We start from the raw sequence: 13,119 nt of genomic DNA on the forward strand, positions 1-13,119 counted from the left end.
CCGTCACGTCGCTCCCCAGCGTCAGCCGTACTCGACGCGGCCCCCCCGCTCCGGGACGATACACCAGGACCGTCACACAGGGACAGGGTCGCAGCACTCTCCGTGACTGCACTGGGCTCGTACACAGCGCGTGTCGGGGGCGCGCACCACCCGACCGGCCCCATCGCGGCTCCTCCCGACCGCCTTCCCCACCGCGCACGCGCCACACCCGGGGGCGGGCGGCTCAGCCGGTGGTGAGGAGGACGTTCGTCAGCTCCTCGCCCGCCACGAGCCGCCGCAGCTGCCCCGCGATCAGCCGCTTCGCGCGCGGCATGAAGGCCGAGGTCGAACCTCCCACATGGGGACTGATCAGGACACCGGGAGCGTGCCACAACGGATGCCCGACCGGCAGCGGTTCCGGATCGGTGACGTCGAGTGCCGCCGTGATCCGGCCGCTCTCGACCTCCTTGAGCAGGGCGGCCGTGTCCACGACGGGCCCGCGGGCCACGTTCACGAGGAGGGCCCCGTCCTTCATCCGGGCCAGAAAACCGGCGTCGGCGAGGTGCCGGGTCCCGGGCGTGAGCGGAGTGGACAGCACCACCACGTCCGCCTCCGGAAGCAGCGCGGGCAGTTCCGTCAGGGCGTGGACCTGTCCGCGCGCTGTGGTGCGCGCGGAGCGTGCGACGCGCGCGACCCGCGCGCACTCGAAGGGTGCGAGCCGGTCCTCGATGGCGGCGCCGATCGACCCGTACCCGACGATCAGGACGGACTTGTCGGCGAGCGCCGGGTAGAAGCCGGCCCGCCACTCCTCGGCGTCCTGGCCGCGTACGAAGCCCGGGATGCCGCGCAGGGAGGCCAGGATCAGCGCGAGCGTGAGTTCCGCGGTGCTGGCCTCGTGCACGCCCTTCGCGTTGCAGAGGGCGACACCGGGCCGGAGCGAGGGGATGCCCGGCGTGACGTGGTCGATGCCCGCGGACAGCGTCTGCACGGCCCGGACCGAGGTCATCGCGGCCAGCGGCCGGACGGCGATCTCCGTGCCCTTCATGTACGGGACGACGTAGAAGGCGCAGCGCGCCGGGTCGGCGGGAAAGTCCGGACCCCCGTCCCAGAACTGGTAGTTCAGGCCCGACGTACCCGGTTCGGGAAGTCCTTCGATCTCCGCCGCGGGAATCGGAAGCCACACGTCAGCGGTCGTCTCATCACGTCTCATGACCGGGAGGCTATGCGAAGAGGCCCGTGCGCCATTGGTTACTTTGGGGGACGGCACAGGGAGGGGTACCGGCAGGTGGAGCGCAGGACTATCGGGGCGACGGCGCTCGACGTGGGTGCGATCGGCCTGGGGTGCATGCCGATGACCTGGGCGTACAGCCGTTCGGAACAACGGGGTGACCGCTCGCTGCGGACCGTGCACGCGGCGCTCGACGCCGGGGTGAGCCTGCTCGACACCGCCGACATGTACGGACCGTTCACCAACGAGCTGCTCGTGGGGCGGGCGTTGAAGGAGCGACGGGCGGACGCCTTCGTCTCGACGAAGTGCGGACTGCTCGTCGGCGACCAGCACGTGGTCGCCGACGGCAGGCCGGGATACGTGCGTCGGGCCTGTGACGCCTCCCTGCGGCGGCTCCAGACCGACGTGATCGATCTGTACCAGCTGCACCGCGCGGACCCCGAGGTACCGGTCGAGGAGACCTGGGGCGCGATGGCCGAGCTGGTCTCCGCGGGCAAGGTGCGGGCGCTCGGTCTGTGCGCCGTCGGTGCGCGGGCGGCCCGCCGGGGTGCGACGGGCGCCGCCCGCGACGGGTACGAGGGAACGATCCGTCAACTGGAGCGGGTCCAGCAGGTCTTCCCGGTGGCGGCGGTGGAGGCCGAGCTGTCGGTGTGGTCGCAGGAGGCCCTGGTACGGCTGCTGCCGTGGTGTGCGGCGCGAGGCGTCGGCTTCCTGGCGGCGATGCCGCTGGGGAACGGTTTCCTGACGGGGACGCTCCTCCCCGGGGGCGGCTTCGAGCGGGACGATCCACGGGCCCGGCACCCCCGGTTCACGGCCGAGATGATGGCGGCGAACCAGCCGCTCGTGGCGGGTCTGCGCCGGGTGGCCGCGCGGCACGGGGCGGATGTCACCCCGGCGCAGGTGGCGTTGGCGTGGGTGCTCGGCCGGGGTCCGCACGTCGTGCCGGTGCCGGGGGCGAAGCGGGAGCGGTGGGCCGTGGAGAACGCCCGGGCGGCCGGGCTGCGGCTGACGGCCGAGGACCTGGCGGAGATCGCGGCGCTTCCGGCGCCACGGGGGTCCTGGGACTGAGGGCCGGCGGGATTCCTGGGACTGGACGGCTCGCGGGATCTTCGGCGGCGGGCTGGGAACCTGATCGGACCGAGCGGTGTATCAAGGGTGAAGGGATGCCGCTCGACTCGTCGAAAGGGACCGTGCCATGAGCCGTCCTGCTGTTGTGAAGGCCCTGTGGGGCGCCGCCGTGCTGGTTCTGGTGGCGGGCTGCTCCTCGGGAGGTACGGAGGACCGCCCGGGTACGGCTCCGCCGACATCGGCCTCGGCGAGCACCACCGCTTCCGTGACGCCGGCCCCGTCCGGCTCTCCGGCCCCGACCGGCGCCCCCTCCGCCGGCGGCCGGGTCGCCGTGACGGGGACGCTCACCGAGGGACTGAAGTCTCCCTGGGGGCTCGCGGAGCTTCCGGGCGGTGACCTGCTCGTCTCCTCGCGGGACGAGCGGACGGTCACCCGGGTCGACGGGCGGACCGGGGCGAAGACCCCGCTCGGCCAGGTGCCGGGTGTGGTGCCGGGCGGTGAGGGCGGACTCATGGGCCTCGCGGTCCGGGACGGCTGGGTGTACGCCTATCTGACGGCGGAGTCGGACAACCGCATCGTGCGCATGCGGTACGGGGGCGGGGACGGGGACCGGCTCGGCGCGCCGGAGCCGGTGCTGACGGGCATCCCGAAGGGCGTCGTGCACAACGGCGGACGGATCGCGTTCGGGCCGGACGGGATGCTGTACGCGGGGACGGGTGAGACGGGCAGGACCGGTCTTGCCCAGGACCGGGACTCGCTCGGCGGGAAGATCCTGCGGATGACCCCGGAGGGCAGGCCGGCGCCGGGCAATCCCTCCGCCGGATCGGTGGTCTATTCGTACGGGCACCGGAACGTGCAGGGAATCGCCTGGGACGCGGCCGGGCGCCTGTGGGCCGCCGAGTTCGGGCAGAACACCTGGGACGAGCTGAACCTGGTCGAGTCCGGGAAGAACTACGGCTGGCCGGAGGTCGAGGGACGGACCGGACGAGCCGGCTTCGTGGACCCGGTGGCCCAGTGGCCGACCTCGGAGGCCTCCCCCAGCGGGATCGCGTTCGCGCGGGGCGCGATCTGGATGGCGGGGCTCAGAGGTGAGCGGCTGTGGCGGGTCCCGCTCTCCGGCGCGGAGCGCTCGGGGGACCCCGAGGCGTTCCTGACGGAGGAGTACGGACGCCTGCGCACGGTCCTCGCGGGGGGCGGTGGGCGGCTCTGGCTGGTGACCAGCGAGACCGACACCCGGGGCACTCCCGGCCCGGGGGACGACAGGGTCCTCCGGCTGGACGTGAGCTGACGGACGGCCCGACACCGGGCCGGGGGCGGCGCAGGGGAGTCCGACTTCGGCCTGAGCGACAGGAGGGGCCGGAGCGGCCGGAACAGTCCCGAACGACCGGAGCGGTCCGGACCGGCCGGAGCGGGCTGGGGCGGTCCGGAGCGACCGCGGCGGTCAGGAGCTGCGCAGCGCTCGGGGCGGTCAGAGAGGGGTGTCGAGGAGGTGGAGGCGGTGGGCCAGGGCTGCGGCCTCGCCACGGCCGGCGACGCCCAGTTTGGCCAGGATGTTGGAGACGTGGACGCTGGCCGTCTTGGGTGAGATGAACAACTCCTCGGCGATCTGGCGGTTGGTGCGACCGACCGCGACCAGAGCCAGGACGTCCTGTTCGCGGGGGGTCAGACCGAAGGTGGCGTCCGCGGGCTCCACCGGCTCCCGGGACTGCTTCTCGGGGGCCAGGGAGAGGCGGGCGCGGGCGGCGAGGAGCTCCACGTCCTCGCGGAGCGGGCGGGCGCCGAGGCGGACAGCGGCGGCGTGGGCCTCCCGGAGCAGGGCCGTGGCCTCCTCGCGGCGGCCGCCTGCGACGAGCAGGGCGTCGGCGAGGCGGTGGCGGGCCCGGGCCAGCTGGGCGGGGCGTTCCAGCGGTTCGTAGGCGGCGACGACCTCGGCCCAGCGGGCGGCGGACTCGCGGCCCTCGGCGCGGGCGAGTTCCTCGGAGACCTGTCGGGCGTGGGCGGCCCAGACGGGGGCCGGGGCGGCGAGGCCGCGGAGGCAGCGGCGGATCGCGTCGAGTGCTTCGGCGCGGCCCTCGTCGGCGGCGGGCAGCCCCCGGCTGTCGGCCTCCGCGGTGACGGCGGTCAGGACGAGCGGCCAGCCGTAGCGGTGGGTGCTGGGCGGGAAGCCGGCCCGTTCGGCGGCGGCCAGTTGGGCCCGGACGTCGGCGACGCGCCCCTCGGCGGCGGCGACGGCGATCTCGACCTGGTCCATGGGCAGGGTGTACTGGGGGATCGGGTCACGGGTGCCGTAGACGGCGCGGGCGTCGGCGAGGTGGCGGCCGGCCGCGTCGAGTTCGCCCCGGGCGACGGCGAGCTGGGCGAGGCGGAGGGAGGCGGAGCCGCGGGGCTTGGTGCTGGTCGCCGAGCGGAGGAGCCGTTCGGCGGCCTCCCGGGTCTCGTCCCAGCGGCCGAGGGAGAAGAGGGATTCGGCCCGGTTGGCCTCGATCCAGCCGACGCTGTCGACGAGGCCGTAGGAGCGGGCGAGACGGACGCCGGTGTCGGAGAGTTCGACGGCCTCGTGGGAGCGGCCGAGGGCCTCCAGGGAGGAGGCGAGGTTGATGTGGGCGCGGGCGGTCTCGGTGTGGTGGCCGAGGGCCTTGGCCCGTTCCCGTACCTCGTGCATCTCGGCGAGACCCGCCTCGACGTCGCCGGCCCCGGCCATGAGGGTGCCGAGGGTGAGCCGGGCGTTGAGTTCGATGGACTCGGCCCTGACGAGCCGGGCGTACTCGACGGCGCGTTCCGCGGCGGTGATGGCCTCGGATCCGGGGTTGCGGAGCATGCCCCAGCCGGCGGCGGCGACGAGGACCACCGCGTGGACGGCGGAGGGAGGAAGGCCCTTGACGAGTTCCTGGGCGCGGGCGATCTCCTCCCGTCCGTCGCCCCGGCCGAGGTTGGACTGGAGCCGGGCCTTCTCGGTCCAGAACCAGGCGGCGCGGAGGGGGTCGTTCTCCTCCGAGCTGTCGAGGAGGCGCAGCGCCGTCCTGCCGATCTTCAGGGCGCGTTCGCGGTCGCCGCTGAGGCGGGCGGCGACGGCTGCCTCGGCGAGCAGGTCGAGGTAGCCGAGGGCGGTGGTCTCGGGGTCGCAGCCGCAGGGCGGGTAGGCCTCGGCGTAGTCGATGGGGCGGAGCGAGCGGCGGGTCTCCGCGGGGGCCTCGTCCCAGAGTTCCATGGCCCGTTCGAGGAGCCGGAGCTGCTCGGCGTAGGCGTGGCGCTTGCGGGTCTCGACGGAGGCGCGCAGGACGGCGGGCAGGGCCTTGGCAGGGTCGTGCGCGTGGTACCAGTACGTGGCGAGCCGGGTGGCGCGCTCGTCGGTCCGGACGAGTCCCGGGTCGGCCTCCAGGGCCTCGGCGTAGCGCCGGTTGAGGCGGGAGCGTTCGCCGGGCAGCAGGTCGTCGCTGACGGCCTCGCGGACCAGGGAGTGGCGGAAGCGGTAGCCGTCGCCGTCGGGGACGGCGAGCAGGAGGTTGGCGCCGACGGCGGCCCGTAGCGCCTCGATGAGCTCGTCCTCGGTGAGCCGGGCGACGGCGGCGAGCAGGCCGTGCTCGACGGTGGAGCCGCCTTCGGCGACGATCCTGGCGACCCGCTGGGCGTCTTCGGGGAGCGTCTCGACCCGGACGAGCAGGAGGTCGCGCAGGGAGTCGCTGAGCTGGCCGGGGGCGCAGCCGGCCTCGTGGGAGACGACGAGTTCCTCGACGAAGAAGGCGTTGCCGTCGGAGCGTTCGAAGACCTCTTCGACGAGGCCGGGGTCGGGTTCGGCGGCGAGGATGCCGGTGAGCTGGCGGTGCACCTCGACGCGGGTGAAGCGGGCCAGTTCGATGCGGCGGATGGTGCGGAGCCGGTCGAGTTCGGCGAGGAGGGGGCGCAGCGGGTGGCGGCGGTGGATGTCGTCGGCGCGGTAGCTGGCGACGACCACGATCCGGCCGCGGCGCAGGGTGCGGAGGAGATAGGTGAGGAGGTGCCGGGTGGAGGCGTCGGCCCAGTGGAGGTCCTCCAGGACGAGCACGATCGTCCGGTCGGCGGCGAGCCGTTCCAGGAGCCGTACGGTCAGTTCGAAGAGGCGGGCGGTGGAGTCCTCGTCGGCGGAGTCGTGGCTTCCGGGGTCGCCCAGTTCGGGCAGGAGGCGGGCGAGTTCGCTTTCCTGGCCGTCGGCGGCCTCGGTGAGTTCGTCGGGGAGCCGGCGCCGGAGCGAGCGCAGCGCGGTGGCGAAGGGGGCGAAGGGCAGTCCGTCGGCGCCGAGTTCGACACAGCCGCCGAGCGCGACGACGGCGCCGCGGCCGCAGGCCGTGTCGAGGAACTCCTCGATGAGCCGGGTCTTGCCGACCCCGGCCTCACCGCCGACGAGCAGGGCCTGGGGCTCTCCCGCGTCCGCGCGGGAGAGCGCCTCGGTGAGGGCGGTGAGTTCGCCGGCGCGGCCGACGAACACGGGGCTGACTGACCTGGTCTCCACGGCGCCGAGCATCGCACAGGCGTCCGGGCCCTCACCCATACGGGGGTCACGCGGCCCGGACGAAACGGCCCCGTCCGTCGCCGCTCACCCGCCCCTCCGGGTCCTGGCCGCCGCTGCGGCGACCGAGACGGCGCAGGCCCCGGGTGGCGCCGGCCGCCTCGGCGGCCACGCGGGACAGGCGCTGGGCGGCGGCCTCGCGGACGAGCTGGGCGTGGTTCATGCGGTGGATCTCGTACGCGAACATCGAGTCGCTCCCTGGTCCTCGTCGGTTTCGGTACCGCTTCTCGCGATGCCTCTACTGTCGTTTCCCAGGGGGTGCGGCCACATCGGGCGAGTGCCGCATGTTCGGCGTACCGGGGTCCTTAGGCGAGTCCCAGGGGGCCTTAGGCGGTCTCAGGATCCCGCGGTGGGGAGGCTCAGGAACAGGTCGAAGTAGGTACCGGCCGACAGGAGCAGTCCGATGCCGCCCAGGACGGCGCCCGCGACGGCGACCGCGCGGACCCAGGCGGGGCGCCCGGGGAGGATGAGCACGAGGACGGCGACGACGAGGGCGACGCACGCGAAGACGCCGTTCACCAGGGCGGTGGTGTGCCAGGCGTCTCCGTAGATCTCGGAGATCTGCTGGGCGGGGGTGCCGGATCCTGAGGTCTTGATCTGCCCGATGAGGGTCTCGCGGTCGGCGACGACCTTGCCGGTCCAGGTGCCGGTCAGCGCGACGGCCGCGAGGGCGGCGGAGACCACGGCCGCGGCGGCGGCGCCTGTGCCGGCGGAGGCGGGGGCGGGGGCGACCTTCCCGGCCGCCTCCTCGTCCGGTTCCCCGGCCGGCTCCCCCGTCGGCGTCTCGTCCGGCTCCCGGGCCTTCCCCTCGTCCTGTCCGTCGAGCCGGTCCACCGCGGTGTCGCCCATCGGCGCGTTCCCGGCGGTCGCGGGGGCCTCGGCGCTCTCCGTGCCCGCTTCGCTCTCGCCGGTCTTGTCAGTCGTCGTCTTGGTGTCCATGCGGCGCACGCTAGGCGGCACACATGAGAGCCGCCTTAAGACGCTCCCCCGGCGGCCCTCTGGGTTTTCGCCGCGCGCCACTCCGGGGCGAGGACGGCCCAGACCTCCGTGTCCGCGCGGGTGCCGCGGTGCGGGTAGCTCTCCCGCAGGACACCCTCCCGCGTCATGCCGAGGCGGCGGGCGACGGCGATGCTCGGCGCGTTCTTCGCGGAGGCGCGCCATTCGACGCGGTGGATGCCGCGCTTCTCGACCGCCCAGTCGATGATGATCCGGCAGGCCCGGGTGATCAGGCCCTTCCCCGCGGCGGAGGGCTCCAGCCAGCAGCCCGCCTCGGCGGTCCCGTGCGTCACGTCCATGGTCCGGAAGAGGACGCCGCCGACGAGCGTGCCCCCGGTCCAGATGCCGTAGATGCGTCCGGTGTCGTTCGCGGCCTTCTCCGCGTACGAGCGGAGGAAGGAGCGGGCGGAGTCCAGGTCGGCGACGAAGTCAGGCAGGACGATGTGCTGCCCGACGAATTCCCGCCCCCGGTCCATGTGGGTCAGGAACTCCTCGGCCTGCCAGGGCTCCAGGGGCCTCAGCTCGGCGTCGTCGTCACCCAGCGATATCGCGAACATCGTCGTCCCTCTCCTCCACGGCCGGCACCGTCACCCGCTGCGTAGGGATCTTCGCACGGGCGTCGGCGGCCTCGCGGCACTCGGGAGGTTCGATGCTGATCCGCGGCAGTCGGCGGTCGAGCCGGCGCGGCAGCCACCAGTTCGCGCCGCCGAGGAGGTGCATGAGGGCGGGGACGAGGAGGGTGCGGAGCACGAAGGCGTCCAGGGCGACCGCCGCCGCGAGCGCGATGCCGAACATCGCGATGACCCGGTCGCCGGAGAGGACGAAGGCGAGGAAGACGGAGATCATGATGACGGCGGCGGAGTTGATCACGCGGCTGGTCTCGGCGAGGCCGACCCGGACCGCCCGCCGGTTGTCGCCGGTCTCCAGCCACTCCTCGTACATCCGGCTGACCAGGAAGACCTGGTAGTCCATGGAGAGTCCGAAGAGGACGGAGACCATGATCACGGGCAGGAAGGGTTCGATCGGACCGGCGCTGCCCAGGCCCAGGAGTTCGCTCCCCCAGCCCCACTGGAAGATCGCCACGACGACGCCGAAGGCGCCGGCGACGGCCGCGACGTTCATGACGGCGGCCTTGAGCGGGATGCCGATCGAGCGGAAGGCGAGGAGGAGGAGCAGACAGCCGAGGGCGATGACGACGCCGACGAAGAGCGGGAGCTTGCCGACGATGATCTCGGCGAAGTCGTCGTACGAGGCGGTGAGACCGCCGACGTGGACGTCGAGGGAGGTGCCGGCCTCGGCCTTCGGGAGGACGTCCGTACGGAGCCGGTCGACGAGTTCGCTGGTGGCGCTGGACTGGGGTGAGGAGTCGGGGACGACGGTGAGGACGGCGGTGTCGCCCGAGCTGTTGTAGCTGACCGGGGAGACGGAGGCGACCCCGCGGGTGGCGGCGAGCGCGGCCGGCAACTGGTCGAGGGCGACCCGGTCGTCAGCACCGTCCAGCCCGGCGACGAGGGTGAGCGGGCCGTTGACGCCGGGGCCGAAGCCGTCGGCGATCAGGTCGTACGCCTTCCGCGTGGTCGCGGTGGCCGGGTTGTTGCCCTGGTCGGAGGTGCCGAGGTGGAGGGAGAACGTCGGCAGCGCCAGGACGCCCATGACGACGACGGCGACCAGGCCGAGGAGCTTGGGGTGCCGTTCGACGAAGGCGGACCAGCGGGCGGCGAAGCCGCTGGGCAGCTCGGGCTGCGGACCGTGCACGGCGAGCGCCCGCCGTTCGCGCCGGGACAGCGCCCGCGCCCCGATGAACGAGAGCAGCGCCGGGAGCAGGGTGACGGCGGCGGCGACCGTGAGGACCACGGTGAGGGAGGCGGCGATGGCGACGCCGTTGAGGAAGCCGAGCCGCAGGATCAGCATCCCGAGGAGGGCGATGCAGACGGTGGCGCCGGCGAAGACGACGGCACGTCCGGTGGTGGCGACGGCGGTCTCGGCGGCCTCGGCGACGGACAGGCCGCGTTTCAGGCCTCTGCGGTGACGGGTGACGATGAACAGGGCGTAGTCGATGCCGACGCCGAGGCCGACGAGCATGCCGAGCATGGGGGCGAAGTCGGCGACGGTCATCAGATGGCCGAGGAGCACGATCCCGGAGTAGGCGATGCCGACGCTGACGAGCGCGGTCGCGATGGGGAGCGCGGAGGCGGCGAGGGAGCCGAAGGCCAGGAAGAGCACGACGGCGGCGACGGCGACGCCGACGACTTCCGCGAGGTGCCCGCCGGTGGCCTCGGTGAGGGCGACGGCGCTGCCGCCGAGTTCGACCGAGAGTCCCTCGGGCTCGTTCGCCGCTGCCTTGGCCGTGTCGACGAGGGCGCGTGTCTGCGCCGGGGGGATGTCGTCGGCCTGCTCGTGGAACGTGACGGAGGCGTAGGCGGTGCGGCCGTCCTCGCTGACCTGGCCACGGGTGTCGCCGTAGGGCGAGGTGACGGCGGCGACGCCGGGCAGTGCGGCGACCTCGTCGAGCATCGCGGTGACGCGCCGTTCGACGGCGTCCGCGCGGACGCTGCCCCGGTCGGTGTGCCAGACGATGGTGCCGGTGTCGCCGCCGAGGCCGTCGAAGCCGCGGTCGAGGAGGGCGGTGGCACGACCGGACTCGGTGCCGGGCACCTCGTAGTCGTTGGAGTAGGCGCTGCCGGCGACGGCCGCCGCGGTGCCGACGCCGACGAGGGCGACGAGCCACAGGAGGACGGCGACGAGGCGGTGCGTGACGCACCACCGTGCGATGGCTGCCAAAGGACGTGCTCCCTGGGTGGTTCCTGGCTCTTCCACGGGAACGGCCCGAAGAGAACGCATGACCTACATGGGGCCCACTGTGGCAGTCAAACGTGATCGTTTGCCCGTTTCGTGTCGATACTCACAGGCGTACCCGGGAGGTGCGGGACCGAGGTCCTGGCCTCCCGGGCACAACGGCTCACCACGGGCGCTCAGCCGGAGACGCTCGCGCGGCCGTTCTCGATGTGCCCCATGAGCCGGCGGCGGAAGCCACCGGCCGCGGTCACCTCGATGTCGTACCAGCCGTGCGCGTCGGAAGCCGAGTGCACGACGGTACGGGTCCGGCCGGGCTTGACGGTGACCGTGCGGGTCCAGTCGCCGAGGTCGTCGGGGTCCACGTACCCCAGCGGTCGGACCGTGAAGGAGAGCGGCGCGGATCCGGTGTTGCGTACGGTGAGGTGCAGGTCACGGTCGTGGTGGTCGATCCGCGAGGCGAGTTCGGCGCCACCCGTCGCGGGCCCCTCGAACTCGCGGCGGAAGCCGTTGGGGCCGGTGATCGTGAAGCGGTAGTGATCACCCGGAACGGGGACGGTCCACTCCCCCGCGCCCCGGACGTCCTTGTGCTGCGGAACGGCGAACTCACCGGCGTACGGGTAGAGCGCGAAGTGCGCGCTCGCCTTCGCCCGGTTGCTGAGCGCGACCGTCACCGAACCGGCGCCCGTGGTCGCGGCGGCGTCCGGCTGGTACGGCAGGGGGCGGGCGCGGCGGACGCCGGGCTCCTGTGTCGGCATGTGCTGGACGGCCGGGGGCCGGGGCCGCCACCGGCCGGAGAACGGCGGGATCGGGCCCGGCTGCTCGACCTCGGGCAGCCGGCGGCCGCGCGTGAAGTCGAAGGCGGAGGTGAGGTCGCCGGTGACGGTCCTGCGCCAGGGGGTGATGAGGGGTTCCTGGATGCCCGTGAGCCGTTCCAGGAAACGGATCACCGAGGTGTGGTCGAAGGTCTCCGAGCAGACGTAGCCGCCGACCGACCAGGGCGAGACGACGAGCAGCGGCACACGGATGCCGAGGCCGGTGGGCAGTCCCTTCCACCGCTCGGCGGCTCCCGCCGGGTCGTCGGCGGACGGGACCGGCGGCGGCACGTGGTCGAAGAAGCCGTCGTTCTCGTCGTAGTTGATCAGGACGACCGTGTGGCGCCAGACGTCCGGGTGCGCGCCGAGGGCGTCGAGCACCTTGTAGACGAGGGTCGCGGAGGCGATCGGCGAGGAGGAGCCGGGGTGCTCGGAGTCGATCGCGGAGGGCACGAGGTACGAGACCTCGGGGAGGGTGCCGGCGGCGACGTCGGCGCGGAAGGCGTCGGCGAGGGTGCCGCTCTCGACGCGGCGCAGACCGCGCTCGAAGAGGGAGCGCTCCGCCGCGGTGAGGGTGGCGACGCCCTCCTCCAGGAGGCCCAGGAGACGGGTGCGGCCGGCGGCGTCGTCGGTGTCGCGGACGGCGGCGTAGAAGGACTCCATGAAGGTGTGCCCGCCGGTCCTCGCGAGCGCCTTGCGGGCGATCTGCTTGAAGCTGGTGAAGAACTCGATGTTGTTGTCGGTGAAGTTCTCCCACTCGGTGTACGTCTTCCAGCTGCGCCCGGCGGCTTCGAGGCGCTCGGCGTAGGTGGACCAGCCGTAGCCGGGGTGGGTGCCCTCGGCGTACGCGGCGTTGGTGACGGCGCGGCTGCCGTCGGCCTCGTAGCCGGTCCAGCCGGACCAGAGGTGGTTGCGGTTGGGGCTGGTGGAGGTGTGGATGGACGAGTGGTAGGCGTCGCAGATGGTGAAGGTGTCGGCGAGCTCGTAGTGCAGGGGGAGGTCCTGCCGGTCGTAGTACGCCATGGTGGCGGCGGTCTTGGCCGAGACCCATCCGTCCATCCAGCCGTCGCGCCAGGCCTTGGCGCCGCCGCTCCAGGAGTGGTCGAGGTCGCCTATGTACTGGAGGTCCTTCTTCTGGGTCTCGGCGGCGCCGCGGATCGGGAAGGGCAGCACGGTCCGGCCGAGGGCGGCGGGCTGTTCGAACACCGGCTTGCCGGAGGGGAGTTCGACGGCGTTGCGGTCGCCGAATCCGCGGACGCCGCGGAGGGTGCCGAAGTAGTGGTCGAAGGAGCGGTTCTCCTGCATCAGGATCACCACGTGCCGGACCGCCGACATCCCTCCCGCCGGGGGCTCCGCGGCCATCGCGGCCTGCAGCGACGGCGGAAGCAGCGAGCCGGCCGCGGCGGCGCCGAGGGCGCCTCCGCCCAGTGCGAGGAGCCTTCTGCGGGACATCTCGGATGACAAGACCGACCTCCAGTCGACGGCCAATGGTTCGCCTTCGAGCCATTGGGTGGTACGCCGGGGACGGTAGTGAGACGCGGTGACGGCGAGAAGACCCGACGGGGGCGCTGCGGTGAACGTCCAAGAGGAGGCGCCGGAAGTCCAAGAGGTTTCCGGCCATGATCACACCCCATGGGCGAGCCGCCCGCTCCTCCAGCGGTAGCCGGACACGGGGACGGCCCCGCACCGGAGTTCCC

9 protein-coding genes are annotated in these 13,119 nt (G+C 73.3%); 2 read left to right on the forward strand and 7 right to left on the reverse strand.

Annotation, left to right across the window (positions count from 1 at the left end):
- Positions 1-223: 223 nt before the first annotated feature.
- Positions 224-1,189: a 2-hydroxyacid dehydrogenase gene (locus ACFWV2_RS19540; protein ID WP_384406239.1), complete on the reverse strand. Its 966-nt coding sequence runs from the start codon at positions 1,187-1,189 to the stop codon at positions 224-226.
- A 75-nt stretch (positions 1,190-1,264) separates the two neighbouring features.
- Between ACFWV2_RS19540 and ACFWV2_RS19545 the strand changes: the two genes are divergently transcribed.
- Positions 1,265-2,275 carry an aldo/keto reductase gene (locus tag ACFWV2_RS19545; RefSeq protein ID WP_384406240.1) on the forward strand — a complete coding sequence of 337 codons (1,011 nt, stop codon included), beginning with the start codon at positions 1,265-1,267 and terminating at the stop codon, positions 2,273-2,275.
- A 127-nt stretch (positions 2,276-2,402) separates the two neighbouring features.
- Positions 2,403-3,563: a PQQ-dependent sugar dehydrogenase gene (locus ACFWV2_RS19550; protein ID WP_384406241.1), complete on the forward strand. Its 1,161-nt coding sequence runs from the start codon at positions 2,403-2,405 to the stop codon at positions 3,561-3,563.
- 180 nt (positions 3,564-3,743) lie between these two features.
- Here ACFWV2_RS19550 and ACFWV2_RS19555 read toward each other — a convergent pair whose 3' ends face one another.
- From ACFWV2_RS19555 to ACFWV2_RS19580, 6 genes are all read right to left on the reverse strand, one after another.
- Positions 3,744-6,773, reverse strand: a complete 3,030-nt coding sequence (locus ACFWV2_RS19555) for an AAA family ATPase (RefSeq protein ID WP_384406256.1) — start codon at positions 6,771-6,773, stop codon at positions 3,744-3,746.
- Between the two features lie 34 nt (positions 6,774-6,807).
- A complete protein-coding gene (locus ACFWV2_RS19560) occupies positions 6,808-7,005 on the reverse strand; it encodes a hypothetical protein (protein ID WP_384406242.1) in 198 nt (65 codons plus the stop codon).
- A gap of 149 nt (positions 7,006-7,154) precedes the next feature.
- Positions 7,155-7,757 (reverse strand): hypothetical protein, encoded by a 603-nt coding sequence (locus tag ACFWV2_RS19565; protein WP_384406243.1) that lies wholly within the window; start codon positions 7,755-7,757, stop codon positions 7,155-7,157.
- Positions 7,758-7,792: 35 nt separating this feature from the next.
- Positions 7,793-8,371: a GNAT family N-acetyltransferase gene (locus ACFWV2_RS19570; RefSeq protein ID WP_384406244.1), complete on the reverse strand. Its 579-nt coding sequence runs from the start codon at positions 8,369-8,371 to the stop codon at positions 7,793-7,795.
- Positions 8,349-10,595: an MMPL family transporter gene (locus ACFWV2_RS19575; protein WP_384406245.1), complete on the reverse strand. Its 2,247-nt coding sequence runs from the start codon at positions 10,593-10,595 to the stop codon at positions 8,349-8,351. Before ACFWV2_RS19575 ends, ACFWV2_RS19570 begins: the two co-directional genes overlap by 23 nt.
- Positions 10,596-10,786: 191 nt before the next feature.
- Positions 10,787-12,886: a phosphocholine-specific phospholipase C gene (locus tag ACFWV2_RS19580; protein WP_384406246.1), complete on the reverse strand. Its 2,100-nt coding sequence runs from the start codon at positions 12,884-12,886 to the stop codon at positions 10,787-10,789.
- Positions 12,887-13,119 lie beyond the last annotated feature (233 nt).

It is taken from the genome of Streptomyces sp. NPDC058671 (assembly GCF_042716475.1).
Classification (GTDB): Bacteria; Actinomycetota; Actinomycetes; order Streptomycetales; family Streptomycetaceae; genus Streptomyces.

Coding starts and splice junctions, on each gene's coding strand:
- ACFWV2_RS19540 (WP_384406239.1), bottom strand. CDS start 1,189: ATGAGACGTGATGAGACGACCGCTGACGTGTGGCTTCCGATTCCCGCG.
- ACFWV2_RS19550 (WP_384406241.1), top strand. CDS start 2,403: ATGAGCCGTCCTGCTGTTGTGAAGGCCCTGTGGGGCGCCGCCGTGCTG.
- ACFWV2_RS19555 (WP_384406256.1), bottom strand. CDS start 6,773: ATGCTCGGCGCCGTGGAGACCAGGTCAGTCAGCCCCGTGTTCGTCGGC.
- ACFWV2_RS19560 (WP_384406242.1), bottom strand. CDS start 7,005: ATGTTCGCGTACGAGATCCACCGCATGAACCACGCCCAGCTCGTCCGC.
- ACFWV2_RS19565 (WP_384406243.1), bottom strand. CDS start 7,757: ATGGACACCAAGACGACGACTGACAAGACCGGCGAGAGCGAAGCGGGC.
- ACFWV2_RS19570 (WP_384406244.1), bottom strand. CDS start 8,371: ATGTTCGCGATATCGCTGGGTGACGACGACGCCGAGCTGAGGCCCCTG.